This window comes from Trinickia sp. HAY1-2D (assembly GCF_056754935.1).
This window is the reverse complement of the sequence record NZ_JBPGWX010000002.1, coordinates 1,003,883-1,020,145: the sequence shown is the minus strand read 5'-3', so window position 1 is coordinate 1,020,145 and position 16,263 is coordinate 1,003,883. Positions and strand designations below refer to the sequence as shown.

18 protein-coding genes are annotated in these 16,263 nt (G+C 59.8%); 10 read left to right on the top strand and 8 right to left on the bottom strand.

The genetic code is table 11. The annotated features are described in order from the left end of the window. Positions 1 to 160: 160 nt before the first annotated feature. On the bottom strand, positions 161 to 1,240 hold the full coding sequence (locus ACR9ZC_RS11685) for a zinc-binding dehydrogenase (RefSeq protein WP_481580393.1): 1,080 nt from the start codon (positions 1,238 to 1,240) through the stop codon (positions 161 to 163). Between the two features lie 110 nt (positions 1,241 to 1,350). Here ACR9ZC_RS11685 and ACR9ZC_RS11680 point away from each other — a divergent pair, with 110 nt between their 5' ends. After that, positions 1,351 to 2,127 (top strand): helix-turn-helix transcriptional regulator, encoded by a 777-nt coding sequence (locus ACR9ZC_RS11680; RefSeq protein WP_481580392.1) that lies wholly within the window; start codon positions 1,351 to 1,353, stop codon positions 2,125 to 2,127. Positions 2,128 to 2,246: 119 nt separating this feature from the next. Here the strand turns inward: ACR9ZC_RS11680 and ACR9ZC_RS11675 are convergent, their stop codons facing one another. Beyond that, entirely contained in the window at positions 2,247 to 2,732 is a 486-nt protein-coding gene (locus ACR9ZC_RS11675; RefSeq protein WP_481580391.1) for a LysR substrate-binding domain-containing protein, read from the bottom strand. A 109-nt stretch (positions 2,733 to 2,841) separates the two neighbouring features. On the opposite strand from ACR9ZC_RS11675, the gene istA (ACR9ZC_RS11670) reads away from it, so the two are divergent. Beyond that, the gene (istA, locus tag ACR9ZC_RS11670; RefSeq protein WP_481580254.1) at positions 2,842 to 4,365 is read left to right on the top strand and encodes an IS21 family transposase; all 1,524 of its coding nucleotides are present in this window, start codon (positions 2,842 to 2,844) and stop codon (positions 4,363 to 4,365) included. Positions 4,366 to 4,377: 12 nt separating this feature from the next. Continuing rightward, positions 4,378 to 5,145 (top strand): IS21-like element helper ATPase IstB, encoded by a 768-nt coding sequence (istB, locus tag ACR9ZC_RS11665; protein ID WP_481580255.1) that lies wholly within the window; start codon positions 4,378 to 4,380, stop codon positions 5,143 to 5,145. Positions 5,146 to 5,216: 71 nt separating this feature from the next. On the opposite strand, the gene ACR9ZC_RS11660 is transcribed toward istB (ACR9ZC_RS11665), so the two are convergent. Beyond that, positions 5,217 to 5,720 carry a LysR family transcriptional regulator gene (locus tag ACR9ZC_RS11660; RefSeq protein WP_481580390.1) on the bottom strand — a complete coding sequence of 168 codons (504 nt, stop codon included), beginning with the start codon at positions 5,718 to 5,720 and terminating at the stop codon, positions 5,217 to 5,219. Between the two features lie 115 nt (positions 5,721 to 5,835). Between ACR9ZC_RS11660 and ACR9ZC_RS11655 the strand changes: the two genes are divergently transcribed. Next, on the top strand, positions 5,836 to 6,666 hold the full coding sequence (locus ACR9ZC_RS11655; RefSeq protein ID WP_481580389.1) for an SDR family oxidoreductase: 831 nt from the start codon (positions 5,836 to 5,838) through the stop codon (positions 6,664 to 6,666). 233 nt (positions 6,667 to 6,899) lie between these two features. Here ACR9ZC_RS11655 and ACR9ZC_RS11650 read toward each other — a convergent pair whose 3' ends face one another. The 3 genes from ACR9ZC_RS11650 to ACR9ZC_RS11640 form a co-directional block, all read right to left on the bottom strand. Continuing rightward, entirely contained in the window at positions 6,900 to 8,093 is a 1,194-nt protein-coding gene (locus tag ACR9ZC_RS11650) for a benzoate/H(+) symporter BenE family transporter (protein WP_481580388.1), read from the bottom strand. A 1,079-nt stretch (positions 8,094 to 9,172) separates the two neighbouring features. After that, positions 9,173 to 9,727, bottom strand: a complete 555-nt coding sequence (locus ACR9ZC_RS11645) for a class I SAM-dependent methyltransferase (protein WP_481580387.1) — start codon at positions 9,725 to 9,727, stop codon at positions 9,173 to 9,175. A gap of 382 nt (positions 9,728 to 10,109) precedes the next feature. Further along, the gene (locus ACR9ZC_RS11640) at positions 10,110 to 10,340 is read right to left on the bottom strand and encodes a hypothetical protein (protein WP_481580386.1); all 231 of its coding nucleotides are present in this window, start codon (positions 10,338 to 10,340) and stop codon (positions 10,110 to 10,112) included. A 182-nt stretch (positions 10,341 to 10,522) separates the two neighbouring features. On the opposite strand from ACR9ZC_RS11640, the gene ACR9ZC_RS11635 reads away from it, so the two are divergent. The 6 genes from ACR9ZC_RS11635 to ACR9ZC_RS11610 all read left to right on the top strand — a co-directional run bounded on the left by ACR9ZC_RS11635 (position 10,523) and on the right by ACR9ZC_RS11610 (position 15,334). Continuing rightward, positions 10,523 to 10,954 (top strand): STM2901 family protein, encoded by a 432-nt coding sequence (locus ACR9ZC_RS11635; RefSeq protein WP_481580385.1) that lies wholly within the window; start codon positions 10,523 to 10,525, stop codon positions 10,952 to 10,954. After that, positions 10,951 to 11,310 (top strand): DUF1493 family protein, encoded by a 360-nt coding sequence (locus ACR9ZC_RS11630; protein ID WP_481580384.1) that lies wholly within the window; start codon positions 10,951 to 10,953, stop codon positions 11,308 to 11,310. The genes ACR9ZC_RS11635 and ACR9ZC_RS11630 overlap by 4 nt, the downstream gene beginning before the upstream one ends. A 1,098-nt stretch (positions 11,311 to 12,408) precedes the next feature. Then, positions 12,409 to 12,873 (top strand): hypothetical protein, encoded by a 465-nt coding sequence (locus tag ACR9ZC_RS11625; RefSeq protein WP_481580383.1) that lies wholly within the window; start codon positions 12,409 to 12,411, stop codon positions 12,871 to 12,873. Next, positions 12,863 to 14,362 (top strand): IS21 family transposase, encoded by a 1,500-nt coding sequence (istA, locus tag ACR9ZC_RS11620; RefSeq protein WP_481580382.1) that lies wholly within the window; start codon positions 12,863 to 12,865, stop codon positions 14,360 to 14,362. Before ACR9ZC_RS11625 ends, istA (ACR9ZC_RS11620) begins: the two co-directional genes overlap by 11 nt. Further along, positions 14,349 to 15,122, top strand: a complete 774-nt coding sequence (gene istB, locus ACR9ZC_RS11615; RefSeq protein WP_481580381.1) for an IS21-like element helper ATPase IstB — start codon at positions 14,349 to 14,351, stop codon at positions 15,120 to 15,122. Before istA (ACR9ZC_RS11620) ends, istB (ACR9ZC_RS11615) begins: the two co-directional genes overlap by 14 nt. Beyond that, entirely contained in the window at positions 15,119 to 15,334 is a 216-nt protein-coding gene (locus ACR9ZC_RS11610) for a hypothetical protein (protein ID WP_481580380.1), read from the top strand. Before istB (ACR9ZC_RS11615) ends, ACR9ZC_RS11610 begins: the two co-directional genes overlap by 4 nt. 323 nt (positions 15,335 to 15,657) lie before the next feature. On the opposite strand, the gene ACR9ZC_RS11605 is transcribed toward ACR9ZC_RS11610, so the two are convergent. Then, on the bottom strand, positions 15,658 to 15,963 hold the full coding sequence (locus ACR9ZC_RS11605; RefSeq protein ID WP_331571586.1) for a helix-turn-helix domain-containing protein: 306 nt from the start codon (positions 15,961 to 15,963) through the stop codon (positions 15,658 to 15,660). After that, on the bottom strand, positions 15,963 to 16,259 hold the full coding sequence (locus ACR9ZC_RS11600) for a DNA-binding protein (protein WP_331571588.1): 297 nt from the start codon (positions 16,257 to 16,259) through the stop codon (positions 15,963 to 15,965). The genes ACR9ZC_RS11605 and ACR9ZC_RS11600 overlap by 1 nt, the downstream gene beginning before the upstream one ends. Between the last annotated feature and the right edge of the window lie 4 nt (positions 16,260 to 16,263).

Sequence of the window (16,263 nt, the reverse complement as noted above, 5' to 3'; positions counted from 1 at the left end):
TCAATTCGATAATTAAAGCCTCTCCGCGATGATGAGAGTTTTTGAGAATTAAGTAGGGTATTCCTTGTTTTTACGTCATTCGATTCTGATTCCCTTTACACCGATTTGAAAGAAACCGGCGCACTGGCGTCGCTTGACCGAAGCGCTGGAGAAACCGCGTTTATGGATGGACTACCGTCATCCTGAATGGGCCGCCATTCGCCGCAGCATGACTGACGGCCTCGTTCACGTCGTCGAGTTCGAAGGACGTCACGTCGAAGTGTCCGAGATCGAGCAGACCGCCGCGAATTAGGCCCGTCATAAGCGCGACCGCTTCCGACGGATACATCCATTTGCCCCGCACGGTGATGTCGTTGCGCATGATCCACGGGTACGGCAAATCGAGACCGTCGCCGCCGAGCATGCCGACACCGCCCATCAACACGACACGTCCGTAAGGCCGCACGGCCATCACCGCGGCGCGCACCGTCCTCGTGGTCGCAGACGGCGGCAGCAGATCCATCACGCAGTCGATGGGTGCTCCGGCAGCCGCACGCATCCGTTCCCGATCGTCGTCCTCGTCGCCTGTGAGCTTCACGGTACGGATACGTTCGCCGAAGCGCCTTTGCAGATCCGCGAGCACGCGTTCATTGCGGCCCGGCGCGACCACGCAGCGCACACCCATCGCGAGGGCGACGGCGACGCACGCGCTGCCAAAGTTGCCGGTCGCGCCGCTCACAAGCAATGTCTCGCCAGCCTGCAGATTCGACGCAAGCAGCCCGCCGTACGGAACCAGCATGGTGCTGAGCGCGCACCATTTCGCGGCATCGGCGGGATCGATTTCACCGATGCGAATGGCGTTTTCGGTTGGCACGCGCATTTGTGCGGCGAATGGGCCGTTGTGGAAATGGCGCGCGAGCCGCAGGCCGCCGTCGCCGCGTGCACTCCAGCCCTGCAATGTAATGTCGGGCGTGAGCGCGTCGTCGCGTGAACGCACTGTTGGGTCGCAGAGAACCCAGTCGCCTTTTTCCAGGCGCGTGGCGTCGGGGCCGAACGCACGGACGCGACCGATTGCCCCGCAGCCAGGCACGATCGGCAATTCGATCAGGTAGCGGCGCTCGCCGCTGAACACTTCCCGCGCATACGACAGCACTGGCGCGGCCGCGACGTCGACGATCACTTCGCCGGTGCCCAATGAAGGCTCTGCTACGTCTTCAATCGAAAGCGGCTTGCCGAGCGTCTTCAAGATCGCTGCTTTCATCTGCGTTCCCCTGTGATGGCCATTGGACGAGGCCATTCTGGCAGGCGTAGCATTGGTAACAAGGCCTGGGACTATCCTGGGATTCGCGCGTACCTCCTTGAGGACGGACGATGATGACAACCGCGAGCCGAAGCGAATTCGGCGATTTTCTGCGCTCACGGCGCGAGAAGCTAAGCCCTGAGTCGGTAGGACTCAATAACGGGCGGCGGCGGCGCACGCCCGGATTGCGTCGCGAGGAAGTTGCCGAACTCGCGGGCATCGGCGTGGACTGGTATGTGCGGCTCGAGCAGGGCCGCACGGTGAATCCGTCCGATACCACTCTTGAAGCGCTGGCTCGCGCGCTGCGGCTTGGCAAAGTCGAGGCGGCGCATCTGCGCGCACTGGCACGCAGCGGCGATCGGCATACCTTCACTCGCGAGAGCGTGCCGCGACCCATCACGAATCTGATTGCGGCTCTCGAGCTTCCCGCGTATGTCACGGGCAGGCGTTGGGATCTGCTGGCCTGGAATGCAGCGGCGGCCGATCTTCTCGGCTTCGAGCGTCTTGCCGAAGCGGATTGCAACATTCTTGTGTTCATGTTCATCGAACCGGATTCGCGACGGCTTTTCGGCGCGAACTGGGCCAGCGAGGCGCGTCGCATGATCGCGTTGTTTCGCGCAACGCATGATCTTTATGCCGACGATCCGGCCTTTGTCGAACTGGTCGAACGGCTGCGCGCGCACAGCGCCGAATTCGCGAAATGGTGGAACGCGCACGATATTCGTGGTGGCGCGTCCGGCCGAAAGATGCTGATCCATCCGGAGCGCGGCGCGCAACGCTATGACTACGCGACCTTTCAGGCGAACGACGACCCCGGGTTGAAACTCGCGATCTACACGCCCGCGTGAATCAGCGATGTACCCATCTCGCCCGCAATGATGCCTTCATGCCGGGCAGGTCGATCCGGGCCGACGGCGAGCGTGCAAAGCCGACTGAACGATCGCTTACAATTCTCGATGACAAACGCTCACACGCGTTCGGCAATGACCTCCCTAACCACGTCAACGAACGCCCGTAGCCCAGCAGGCACATGGCGATGCCCGGGATAGTACAAATAGAGCCCGGGAATGAATGGGCACCAATCTGCCAGCACGGTGACGAGCCGGCCCGCGTCCAGCCAGTCTCTGGCGGCGGACTCCGGTACATAAGCGAGGCCTAAGCCAGCGGACGCGGCTTCAACCATCAGCCCGTTGTTATCCAGCGTGAGCACACCGGGAACATCGATCGCCACCTCCTGGCCGTTTTTGCGGAACTCCCAGCGGTACCGTTTGCCGCTCGGCAGCCGTTGGCGAATACAGGCGTGGGTACGGAGGTCGTCGGGCGTGGTGGGCGGCGTTCGTTCGGCGATATACGATGGCGAACAAACCACCACAAAGCGAAGATCATCGCTGATCTGCGTATTTCGGACGAACGTGACCGGCCGTTTCGGGATCGTGACCGACGATTTCGGCAACGTGACCGGTCATTTCGGGAACGTGACCGAGCGGACCGGAAGGCAGGATTGGCGTTGCGCATGACATCAACCACGCGGGCTATGCTCGCCGGCTTTGGCCGGAGAGAACATGCCCGCGCACCGGATGAACATGCGCATGATCAAGGACGTTTTACGACTTAAATTCGACGGCGGCCTCTCGCACGATCGGATCGCCGCGTCGCTGGGCATTTCCAAAGGCGTGGTCACGAAGTACGTCGGACTGGCGGGCGCCGCCGGGCTGGACTGGGCAAGTGCCTGCGACATGGACGAAGGCGAGCTCGAGCGACGGCTACTCGGCAAGCCTACAGGACCAGCCGCCTACGCCCAGCCCGATTACGGGCGCATCCATCAGGAACTGCGCCGCAAAGGTGTGACGCTGACCCTGCTGTGGGAGGAGTACCAGGCCGAGTTCGCCGACCGGCAAACCTACCGCTACACGCAATTCTGCGAGCACTACAAGGCGTTCACGAAGCGTCTTAAGCGCTCGATGCGTCAGATCCACCGCGCCGGCGAGAAACTGTTCGTTGACTTCGCCGGTCCCACATTGCCGCTGACCAGCGGGCGACGCGCGCACGTGTTCGTGGCCGCCATGGGTGCCTCGAGCTACACGTTCGCGTGCGCGACGCCGGCCGAGACGATGGAGGACTGGTTGGGCGGCATTGCGCGCGCGCTGACCTTCTATGGCGGCGTGCCGCAACTGATCGTGCCGGATAACCCGCGCGCGATGATCGCCGATCCCGACCGCTACGAACCCCGCGCCGGTGACACCGTGCTGGACTTCGCGCGTCATTACGGCACTTCATTCCTGCCTGCACGCGTGTATCGCCCGCAGGATAAACCGAAGGTAGAAGTTGCGGTCCAGGTCGTCGAGCGTTGGATCATGGCGCGCCTGCGTCATCACCGGTTCGCATCGGTCCAGTCGGTCGACGACGCAATCCGGCCGTTGCTCAAGAACCTAAACGAGCGCCCGTTCCAGAAACTGCCCGGATGTCGTGCGAGCGCATTCGCCGACCTCGACGCACCGGCACTGCAACCGTTGCCCGCCCAGCCCTATGAGCTCGCGCGCTTCAAGACGGTGACAGTTCACATCGACTATCACGTCGAGATCAACAAACACCGCTACAGCGTGCCGCACGCCCTGGTCGGTCTCAAGCTCGATGCGCGCATCACGGCGGGCGCCGTCGAGCTATTGCATCGCGGCCGCCGCGTTGCCAGTCATGCTCGCAGCGATCGCGTAGGTGGCTACACAACGGTCGTCGAACACATGCCGGCGGCCCACCGTGCCCACCTGGAATGGACGCCCCAGCGATTGATTCACTGGGGCCAGCAGATCGGCGCGGCAACTGGCGTGCTCGTCACCCGATTGCTGCAGGAGCAACGCCATCCAGAGCACGGCTATCGGGCATGTCTCGGGTTGCTCTCGCTGTCTCGCCGCTATGGCCGCGAGCGCCTCGAAGCGGCGTGTGCGCTGGCGCTGGAACTGGGCGTACACCGGTACCGCCATGTGCGCGACATCCTCATCAATAACCGCGACCGCGCTGCGGCGGCAACGCCTGCCGACTGGGTCAGCCCGAGTCACGCGCACGTGCGCGGCCCCAGCTATTACCAATAACGAGAACCCGCCATGATGATGCAACAGACATTGACGCAACTGCGAGCGCTGAGGCTTGACGGCTTCGCCGACGGCCTTGAAGAACAACTGACGCAACCTGGTTCGGTTAGTCTCAGCTTCGAGGAACGGCTATCACTCCTGGTCGACCGGGAAGCCAGTTGGCGTGATGATCGGCGCCGCACACGCCTGCTTAAGCAAGCACGCTTGAAGTATCCGCAGGCCGCCATCGAAGATCTCGACACCCGCGCCGGCCGAGGCGTGGACTCGCGCTCGCTCATGAGCCTCGCCCTCGGTGATTGGGTCGAAGCCGGTTACAGCCTGCTCATCAGCGGCCCAACGGGCGCGGGCAAATCGTGGCTGGCCTGTGCGCTCGCGCAATACGCCTGTCGGCGCGGACATTCGGCGTTGTATCTGCGCGTGCCGCGCATGAGCGAAGAGCTGCGCGTGCTGCACGGCAACGGCGGCTTCACCAAATGGTTGCTACAAGTAGCCCGCGTTGATGTGCTCCTGCTGGACGATTGGGGGATGGCTCCCCTCGATGCGACGGTTCGAAACGATCTGCTCGAGATGATCGACGACCGCGCCGCAGGCAAGGCGACCATCGTCACCAGCCAATTACCGATCGAACACTGGCATGGCTGGATCGGCGACGAGACCATTGCCGATGCGATGCTCGATCGGCTCATGCAGCGGCATCATCGGATCACGCTCACCGGCGAATCGCTCAGAAAAGCGGCCCTTAAACCCAACGTTCCGGAGCCCGAACTCGACCAAAACTAGCGAGGAAAACTACAATCGACACCGCGCAACGCCAAAACCCGCCGAATCGGTCACGTTCCCGAAATCGGCGGTCACGTTCGCCGAAATACGCAGCTGATCCGCACGACCACCATGTCGCGCGGGATCGACTCGCCAAGCCGTACTCCGGCATCGAAACCTTGCTCGACGATATCGACGAGCCGTCCCTCCGCGACCAGATCGAGCGCCATGCTGGGGAAGCGCTCCAGAAAGCGTGGCACCACCGTTTTCAACAACAGCCGCGCCGCACTCTCATTGGCATTGATTCTGAGCGTGCCGCTCGGATTGCCGCGCGCGTCAGCGACCGAATCCAGTGCCTCGTCAAGATCGCGGAGCACGGGCGCAAGCCTCGCGAGCAATGCTTCTCCGGCTTCTGTCGGTGCCACGCTACGCGTCGTGCGATTGAGCAGGCGCACCCCTAATTCGCGCTCCAACGCGAGCATGGCGTGACTTAGCGACGAGCGCGAAACGCCAAGTGCATCTGCGGCACGGCGGAAACTCCGATGCGCTGCAACGGCGGAAAACGCGGTGAGATCGGCAAGTGTCGGTTTGCTCATTGGTGGCAAATTTTCACGAGGTTATGCCGACTATATTGCCTTCTCTGGCCAATAACGCGTCCCTATACTCGTAACCACGCAATGCCATTCCATCCACTTTATGGACAGACCTACCATGGTGAAGACCTGGTTTATCACCGGCACGTCGTCAGGCCTCGGCCGTTTACTCGCCGAGCGCCTGCTGCAACGCGGCGATCGGGTGGTCGCGACGCTGCGCCGTGAGGGGGCGCTCGATGAGCTGCAAAAACAGCACGATGACCGGTTGCATGTGCTGACACTCGATGTCACCGACATTCGCGCAGTGCGCTCGAATGTCGCTGTCGCATTCGAAACCATGGGCCGTATCGACGTGGTCGTGAACAACGCTGGCTACGGGTTATTCGGCGCGGCGGAGGAAGTGACGGATAAACAGATTGACCGGCAGGTCGCCACCAATTTCACCGGCTCGGTTCAGGTCATTCGTGCCGCGCTGCCTCACTTGCGACGCCAGGGCGGCGGCCGAATCGTCCAGGTCTCATCCGAAGGGGGGCAGATCGCTTATCCGAATTTCAGTCTCTATCACGCCACGAAATGGGGCATCGAAGGTTTCGTCGAGTCAGTGGCGCAGGAGGTGGCGCCATTCGGCATAGACTTCATGATCGTGGAGCCGGGGCCGACGAGCACGCAGTTCGGTGCCGGTCTCGATCGCGCCGTGCCGATGCCCGAGTACGACGATACCCCGGCGGGCGACGTCAGGCGGGCGATTGCGTCCAACAGCTTTGCAATCCGGGGCGATGCCGGCAAGACGGTCGCCGCAATGATCGCCGCGGCTGACTCGGCGCATCCTCCGTTCCGTCTGACGCTTGGCGGAGGTGCGTACGAATCGATCAGGGCTGCGTTGGTCGAGCGCCTGAGGGCGCTCGACGCACAGAAGGACATTGCGTTTTCAGCCGACTCGATAAGCTAGACCGACCGGGCCTCCACCGGCAAAAAATGTCGGGACATGAGTTGCTGGGGAGATTGAAACTCTCATCGCCGAGTTGGAGGGTAAGTAGGAATTGCATCGGGCAGTCGAAGCAGTGGCCGTCGCCAAGATTCGCAAGACGCGGAAAGAACGCCCTGACGGAAGCAAAGCACCTGGAACGACCATATCGACAACAACCGGTTTCGTCCGTAATCCCAAGGTCAGAACCTGGGTGCTTAACCGAGCGGACGCAGCTTACGTTTTATTGCCCAAGTGCAGCCGCCGATCAGAAGCCCCCAAAACGCGGAGCCGATCCCAACGAAAACCATGCCCGAGGCGGTAGCAGCAAACGTCAGCGCGGCCGCATCGCGATCCTCCGGGACCTCCACCATGCCACTCATGGTCCCCGCAAGAATCGGGAGGACAGCAACGGCAGTTATTGTTGCGAGAACATCACGCGACATTGAAATAAAAAAATAAATCACCGGGGAGCAGAACATCGCAAGAACCGCATAAAACACGGCGTACATTACACCGGCCAACCATCTACGCTCGGGAGCGAGGCCCGTATCTTCGCCCACACACATTGCAGCGGTAAGCGCCGCCATCCCGATACCGTGCCCGCCAAACGGAGCGATTACAATGGAAGCGAGACCCACCAAGGATACGGTCAACCTCTCTTTCACGCTATAACCCGCAGAGCGAATAATCAATAGCCCCGGCAAATTCTGCGACACGAGCGTTACAAGAAATAAGGGAATCGCCAACTCAATTGAACTCAAAACATTCGTAGACGGCAATACAGGATTCAATACGCCAAAAATCTTCCCGGAATAATGATCAGGAAGTGAATTAACAGCATTTCCCGCGAGGATCGAAACCGTAATCGACGCAACGAGCGCATACATCGGATTGACACTGCGAACAACGATAAATGTCGCCAGAGTAGCTATAGCAAGAATAGGATGGAGCGATGTCCTGGTGAACAACGGCAAACAAAATGGAAAAACAATTCCCGCGAGCATCCCGGAAGATACCGAGATGGGGATTCGGGACACGATCCCCCTCAGAGTCGAGCTGTATCCGGCAACAAGGGTCATGGCACCCGCTAGTATGAACGCGCTTACGGCTTGCGGGTACTCATGGATTCCGGTATATCCCGCCAGTAAAGCAGCGCCAGGTGTTGACCAGCCCAAAATGACAGGGGCTCTATGGAGCAAGGTGAGCATCAACCCCAAAACGGAAATGGCGACACAAAGTGATGTAATCGCAGATACCATCTGCGTCTGCGATGCCCCAATTGCATTTTGAGATTGAATAATAAGAACGACCGTCCCACCGAACCCAATAATGCAGGAAAGAAACGGTATGATCATCGCGTTAGGCGATGCTCCGAGGAAGCGAGATCTGCCGATGTTTTCGGTAGGCATGCTTAAATTAAACGCGCGAGGTCAAATTATAAAAATTCCGAATCGCCTTGACGGCACGATAACAGGAGTTCGCAACACTTCCATCCACAATCCGTGGAGTCGAAGTCCGAGTCCGCTCAACCAATTCCGACAGTTTTTGAGGAATGCGGCCCTTCTCTCGAACAATGCTCTCCGATAGATGGCACTTTATCGCGTAATTTTTGCTTGGCCACCACTTTGGCTCGATTACCATAGCAGGAATTCCGGAAAGGGCCGCCTCGATTAAAACTGTCGTCGGAAGGCCGACAACAAGGTCAACGCTAGTAAGTATGTCGTGTGTTGATTGGCCGTCAACCAACGTGAGGCGGACGCACCTACTGTCCTCCCTCGCATGATTTTCCCGTATCCATTGCCTCCAAGGGCCGAGCTCTTCGCGAGGATGCGGCTTAAAGAACACTCGCATCGGAGCATAAGCGTGCAGATGGGGAAGAACTGAGCGAGCAGCATCGATTCCGGGACCTGCCTCGGAATCTTCCGCGGGCGTGGAGAAAAAGCCTAAGGTCAGGCAATCAGACTTGTTTCTGGTCGTTCGAGCAAGGATGAGATCAGCCGACGATTTTTCCAGATGGGGATGACCAATGACATCTATCCTCGCCGGAGCAACTTTGCACGTTCTGACGAGCGTTCGCTTCGTATGGGAATCAACCACACCATAGCGATCGGGCGCGGCGCGCCTCCGTCTCCTCGATCTGAATCTCTCTCTAATTTTTGTCCACCCGTCCACCAAAGCTAACGACGGGACATTTAGCGAGCCGGCAACTCTCCAAAGCACATGTTTGGCGTGAGACCGGACACTTGTTCCCGTGACAATGATGTCAGGGCGAAACCGTCGGATTCGCTTGATGAGTTCGCGTTCTAGCGTGCGCTCCGTTAACTGCACACTGGCGATGCCGGTATGAGTAAAAATATCCTTTGATGGGCCAAGACCAATACACAAGCACGCATGCCCTCGACGGTCAATGTGTTGGGCAACTTCAACCAACACATTTCCGCCACCGCGGTCGTGCGCAAAAAAGAGAACGCGCATTCGGATATGGAATTTACTTAGCTTTCAGACGAACACAAACGGACTGTCCACTCGAGGCAAACCCGATGTACTCACCATCGAGATTAGATCTCTCGAGATACTCGACGAAGGCCTTGTGCTCATTGTCTTGCCATCCCGGATAATTAAAGTATTCATCAAATACAATGATTGATCCTGGACACAGCCTCGGCGAGAGGTGCTGAAACACGGTTTTCGTGCTCGAATAAAGATCGCAGTCGATATGGACAAAACTTACAGGCCCAACATGATCACCCATAAAGGACGGCAAAATCTCCTCGAAAAGACCAATAACTAATTCAGCGTTTTTTGCGAGGTTTTCCGGAGGACACCCTGACGAGGAAAAACGGCCGGACCTCTGGAAATGCGTCCAATCTTCCGGAAGTCCGTTGAAACTATCGAAACCATAAACTGTATGCGCGGTTTCTTCACAGATAATCTTGAGAGTTGCTCCTGTCGCCACACCGAACTCTAAAACGAGACCATCAACCTCTCTTTTCCCAAGAGCGTACTTTAGAAGTGAAACAGGATTGACAAGATTCCTTGCCATTCGCATGTTACTCGCAAAAAAACTTCGCAGAGTCGTGGGCTGCCACCAGATACGCGACTCGCTCGACATCAAAAATCCGCCGAGGCTCAGGTTCGTCGAATAGGCGTGTCTCAACCAACGCTGACGTAAGAATCGTATCGTTCATTCAACTCTCTCAGGAAACTAGTTTTTTCTTCAACACAAGGCTATCAGCCCAGCGTATTTCCCGGACCATACTATGATTTCAACAGATGATAGTCAACCTACCTCATATTTCAGGTGCGGGCGATGGACTTTTTTTCAATTATGCGATTTACGCCCATCCTGCAGGCGCGCCATCCGGTGCTTGCTCAAGCCGCAACCAGCAGACTGCGCACGACAAGCATCGGCGCGAGTAGGCCGGTCAAGCCTTCCGGTCCCGATGCGCGTACTCCGCCCAAGCCGAGTCGATCAGCGATGTGTCTATTGCGTCTGTTTCATACCCTGGTACGCCTTCAAGAAACAGCAGCAGCTTGTCCGTGAACTCCATCCGCGGGAGATTGCTTCCAAAGACTTCGCGGATCGCGGCGGCCAACTCGCGAATCTGCTCGATGGTCAGCGGCGGGAAATTGTCAGGGTGTTCGGAGTCGTCCATGCGACGACTATCCGGCCTATACCGCGATCGTAACAACGAGCGCATCGCACTCGACGAAGCGGCTGCATGAGGCGCGGCGGCTAGGCTGGCTGGAGCGCTCGCACGAAGTAGTCCGGTCCGTCTATTCTCAGACGAATCGACTTCTGATACGTTCTCGCCCTGATTGACTCCGAGGACCAAACGTGTCGGACAACACTTACACATACGGCATACACACAAACCTTACGCCGCCGCAATTGTTTTTTCTCGTTATGCTCGACGAGGCCGCAAAGCACTTCGGCGTTGACGAGCTGACCGGGCTGGCACTGCTGATCATCGGCTGGCCATTCCTTCCAACGAGGCGCAAACCGAAGGGTGCGACAATCGGCACATCGATAGCATCACGGGTGGCGCGCAAGCATCTCGACTTCAAGATAGAGAAGGACATCCTGCCGACGCTAACGCTCGGCAGCGTCCGACGCCTCAAAATTCTTTGGACGCGCAACATCGGCGTTTTCGTCGGCCGCACCGTCCCGATCATCGGCGAAGTCATCCTCGCCTACGACGTGTCGGTAATCAGCTACCGCAGCGCCGTTCATTACAACCAGCTCGTGAAGCCCGAGGACCGCCTATGAGCAATTCGCTGCTGCTCGAAGAAGTCGAATCGTTCGTGCGCAACGAGCGCGGCTTGTCGAAGAGCAAGGTGATCACGACGGCCACGACGCTTGAAGACGACCTCGGCATCACCGGCATCGAAGGTGAAATGTTCATGGAAGCCTTCTTTGCCCGCTTCAAGGTCGATGAAGGCGATTTTGCGTCGGGGCGCTACTTCATGGACGAGGGGTCCGGCCTTCTGCTCATGCTCGTCACAGCCCTGTCGCGAAAGCGGCGAAAGGCGCTCGATCGCATTCCTATCACGGTCGGCATGCTCGTCACAGCTGCCAGCCTTGGTAAATGGGATTGCGAGAAGGTTGAGAACGGTCGGTTCTGACGGACCCTCGGGAAGGCGATAGGCGATTCCGGTATCGGTGAACAAGACAGATGTCACGATTGACGCCCATCGACCGAGGCTGTGTGAAAACTCGAAACCGGCCGGTTTTCGGTGCGGCTTTGCCCCTCCCGAACCGCTTCGAAGCCCGTACGCCCCTTCCGCTCCAGGATGACTTCGTGGAGCGGTAACCCCGTCTCTCGCTGCCTTCTACGAATACCCAATCCTGCCCCTCATGCTCGCGAAGCGCCGTGACAGTTCGAGGCCTCTCAAACTGCAGCAAACCGTTTGCTTCCCACTGCACGAGGTCGCCAACCGCGATGTCCGTTCTACCCCCACTTCGGTCGACCATCGAGGCACCGTCGGGCACTTTGGGGCTTGGAATCGATTTCCCTGTGTCGGTACTGCAAAGACCCTTCACTTCAGCGACCATCTCCAACGTCTCGCGATAAGCGCGAATTGGCACGTCCACGGTCGAAAGCAAAAAACCTCGCCGAAGTAGGTAAGAGCGCAGTAATTCGTCACTGGAAAAATTGTGCGCCCGGATTGCAGTTGAAGAAGAGGAAGCTCCCTCGCGCGTTGGCTGGCAAGGTCGGCTGGCTCACGCGTTCGTGATGGAGGGCTACAGGCAGCGCGCAGCAAAGCAAAAACTTACCGGGGAGTGGCTGATCTTCGGCGTGCATGAACAAAAAAACATCTACCTTTCGATCTGCTGTGAACGCCGGTCCAAATCCGACACTAAACGACGGCGTTCCGGAATCGAGCCACTGAGCGGCCGGATCTTATTGCGCGATGTGTAGGGAAGGTTGCGCTGGGCATTGACGACGCTTTGCGCGTCGTAAGGAGCCCGTAGGGCGAGTGCAGACGCGCAAAGCGCGTTGGGAGATGACGGCGGGAAGCGGTTGCGGTAGAAAGGCACAGCGCCGAAGAAACCACCGACGCGACCCCGGCTAAACCGCCAAGTTAACCCCGGAGTCGCGCCACACAAGTCAACGTGCAAAGCCAGGGGCTTTAACACAGGGAGCGCGTGCAGCCGCAGTATTCCACGGCTGGCGCGCTCCTGTCTATGCGTTCGTCTTCGGCGTTTCGATCGGAGCGCCGATGACCGAAGGCTATTGCCAAGAGCAGCCCACGGGCCGCCTGTTCCTTTGCGCCCGCTGTCGGGCACAGGTGTTCATTTGTCGCCGCTGTGATCGCGGCCAGATCTATTGCGCCAACGGCTGTGCGCAAGCGGCTCGCCGCGCGAGCCAGCGCGAAGCGGCCCAGCGTTACCAGCACTCTCGCCGTGGACGTCTCGCCCATGCGCAGCGCGCCCGGCGTTACCGGGCACGAATCAATAAAGTGACGCATCACGGTTCACTCGCGACGGCGTCCAGTGCTCTACTGGCTGCGGAGTCGATGCGCGCCGCCTTCGCTCATCATCGCGTCACGGCATCAGTGCCGACGGCGACGCATTGCCACCTATGCGGCAATGCGTGTTCGCCGTTCGTACGCCTTGGCCCGCTGCGCCGTCGAGCTTTCCATTCCATCTACCGATTGCGGGGAGGCTCTGAAGGTGACGATTGACGCTGAACTCGAAGCCCATATCCTGCGGCTCTATCACGTCGAGAAGTGGCGCTGCGGCACCATCGCGCGGCAACTGCACGTGCATCGCGACACCGTCAAACGGGTGCTCGCGCAGGCCGGCTTGCCGCGCCATGGATCGGCGCCGCGCTCTTCGATGATCGAGCCATATCTGCCGTTCATTGGCCAGACGCTCGAGAAGTATCCGACACTCACCGCCAGTCGCCTTTACGGTATGGTGCGTGAGCGCGGCTATCAGGGCGGCCCCACGCACTTCCGGCATCTGATCTCGCTGCACCGGCCGCGCCCGCCTGCCGAGGCGTACCTGCGGCTGCGCACGTTGCCCGGCGAACAGATGCAATGCGATTGGGGGCACTTCGGTCACTTGCAGATCGGCCGAGCGCGCCGGCCCTTGATGGCCTTCGTGATGGTGCTCTCATACTCGCGCGATCTGTATCTTCGGTTCTTCCTCGACGCGCGCATGGAGAACTTCCTGCGCGGCCATATCGGCGCCTTCACCTGCTGGGGCGGGCTCGGCAGGGTCATCCTCTACGACAACCTGAAGAGCGCCGTGCTCGAACGCCAGGGCGAGGCCATCCGTTTCCATCCGACGCTGCTCGCCTTCGCCGCGCACTATCGCTTCGAGCCCAGGCCGGTGGCCATTGCGCGCGGCAATGAGAAGGGCCGCGTTGAGCGTGCGATTCGACATGTCCGCGACGCGTTCTTCGCGGCCAGGCAGTTCACCGATCTGGACGATCTGAATGCGCAAGCCGAGCACTGGTGCCGCACGCAGGCGGCCGATCGCCCGTGCCCGGAGGATCGCATGATCAGCGTGCGCCAAGCATTTACTCAAGAACAGCCAACGCTGCTTGCGCTGCCCGAGAACCCGTATCCCGTCGAGGAAACGCTCGCCGTCAAAGTCGGCAAGACGCCCTACGTGCGCTTCGATCTGAACGACTACTCGATCCCGCACACGCACGTGCGGCGCACGCTCACGATACGCGCCGATCTCGAGCAGGTACGTGTGCTCGATGGCGCCGAGATCATTGCCCGCCACGCTCGCAGTTTCGACCGCGGCGCGCAAATCGAAGAGCCCGTTCACATCGAGACGCTCGTCGGCGTCAAACGCGAGGCCCGGCATCATCGCGGAATGGATCGCTTGGCCAAAGCCGCCCCTGCTAGCCAAGACCTGCTGCGCCGCGCGGCTGAACGCAATGCGAATCTGGGCACCATCACGGCGGCGTTGCTGCGTCTGCTCGAACGATACGGCGCTGCGCAATTGCAGGCCGCAATCGGAGATGCGCTCGAAAGCGGCGTTCCGCACCCGAACGCCGTGCGCTTGGCGCTGGAGCGCCGCCGCGAAGAGCAGCAGCTACCGCCGCCGCTTGCCGTGTGTCTGCCACCGCACGTACGCCAGAAGGACACGCCGGTTCGACCACACCGGCTCGACACCTACGACCAACTCGCCGGAGGCTCCGATGAGCTCGCTTGAATCATTGCGTACGCGCGCACAGGAATTACGTTTGCACGGGCTGTTGGCCCACTGGCCGGAAGTTGCGCAGCAGCCGTGGGTCGCCCCGCTCGTGCAGTGGGAAGAAGACGAGCGAGCCCGTCGCTCGCTCGAGCGGCGCATCAAGGAAGCGCATCTGGGTGGATTCAAAGCCCTATGCGACTTCGATTGGGCTTGGCCGTCACGATGTGATCGCGGCGCCATCGAGGATCTGATGACGCTCGGGTTCATGAAGGACGCCGCCAACGTCGTGCTCATCGGCCCGAACGGCGTGGGCAAGTCGACGCTAGCGAAGAACATCGCGCATCAGGCGCTCGTGCATGGGCATACGGTGCTGTTCACCACCGCCGGCAACATGCTGGGCGAACTGGCCGCGCTCGATAGCGATTCAACGCTGCGCCGGCGCCTGCGTCGCTATGCTGCGCCCGACGTCCTTGTAATCGACGAGGTCGGATACCTCTCGTACTCGAATCGCCATGCGGATCTGCTGTTCGAACTGATCAGCCGCAGATACCAGAACAACAGCACGATCGTGACATCGAATCGACCGTTCGCCGAATGGCACGAAGTGTTCCCCAACGCTGCCTGCGTCGTCTCGCTCGTCGATCGCCTGGTGCATCTGGCCGAGGTCATCTCGATCGAAGGCGAATCGTACCGCCTGAAAGAAGCTCGCGAGCGGGCTGACAAACGCGCCCGCCAGCGCAGTCCCGGCAAATCGGCCAAGGGAGGGCAGACATCATGAAAGCCCCGCTGTTGCCTTCCGGTCGAACGCGCGGCCTGAGCTTCGTCGTGCCCGATGATTGGACGCCCGAGCAGGCGCTCGCCGTGTTCGAGCTACTCGACGACCTGCGTGAAGTGATTTGCGCCCGATATCTGCCCGACATGCAGCGGGTCCTACGTGACGATCGCCGGCAACACGAGCTGCCGCTCAACGAGTGCGATCCGCCGTTCTGATCGATGTCATTGACGACAAAGGGGCCCACGCGGCCCCTTTGTTCTTGAGTGATTCGCTCAACCTTGCGCCGTCGTTTAGCGTCGGTTTTACACCGGCGCTAACAATCTGCACCCACTCCAACGGCCCAGAGCAAGATCGCGAAATCTATGACGCACTTTTTGCGCTATGTGGCGATGAATTCCCGGACGTTTTTGCCCAGCAGACCGGATAGACTGCTGGCTCGGTAGCCCCAGCAGCTTTTCGCAAACTCACTTCGGATCGCACATTATTTCGCTCTGGAAAACGCCCGCTCGAGGCGGGCGGTAGGACACAACAGGTTCCGTTACGCAGCAAGTTCGGCAGTCAATTCAGGATGCCTGGTAATCAAGCGCAGCAGGCACAGGACAGCTCCCGAGGGAGCAAAGCGACCTTGCTCCCAATCGCGCAGCGTGGCCACGGGCGTACCGATCCGCTCGGCGAAAGCAGGTTGAGTCATCCCCGCCGCCTCGCGCGCCTGACGCACAAGCATCTGCTCGGGAGTGGTTACGCGACCGACGCGCGCCTTGGCTTCCTCAAGCGCGTGACGCAGATCCGGCAGCGACTCACCGGCGTCGGCCTCAATGGCCTTGGCGATTTTCTCGATGTCCATCACAGCACCTTTCGGATGTCCTTGGGGAGCATGTTCTCGCGCTCGGCCTTGGCATAAACCGCCACGAGCAACACAATCTCCTCATCGGTCAGATTGAAGTAGATTACGCGCGCACCGCCCGACTTGCCGGTACCTGCGCGCTTCCAGCGAACCTTACGAGCGCCATCGGCGCCAGGGACCACATCCCCTGCATCCGGATTGGCGGCGATCCAGCCGATGAAGTCCAAACGTTCGGCATCTGACCAAATGCGCTCGGCTTGCTTCTGGAAGGTCGGGGTTTCGATCACGGTCCGCATAGAT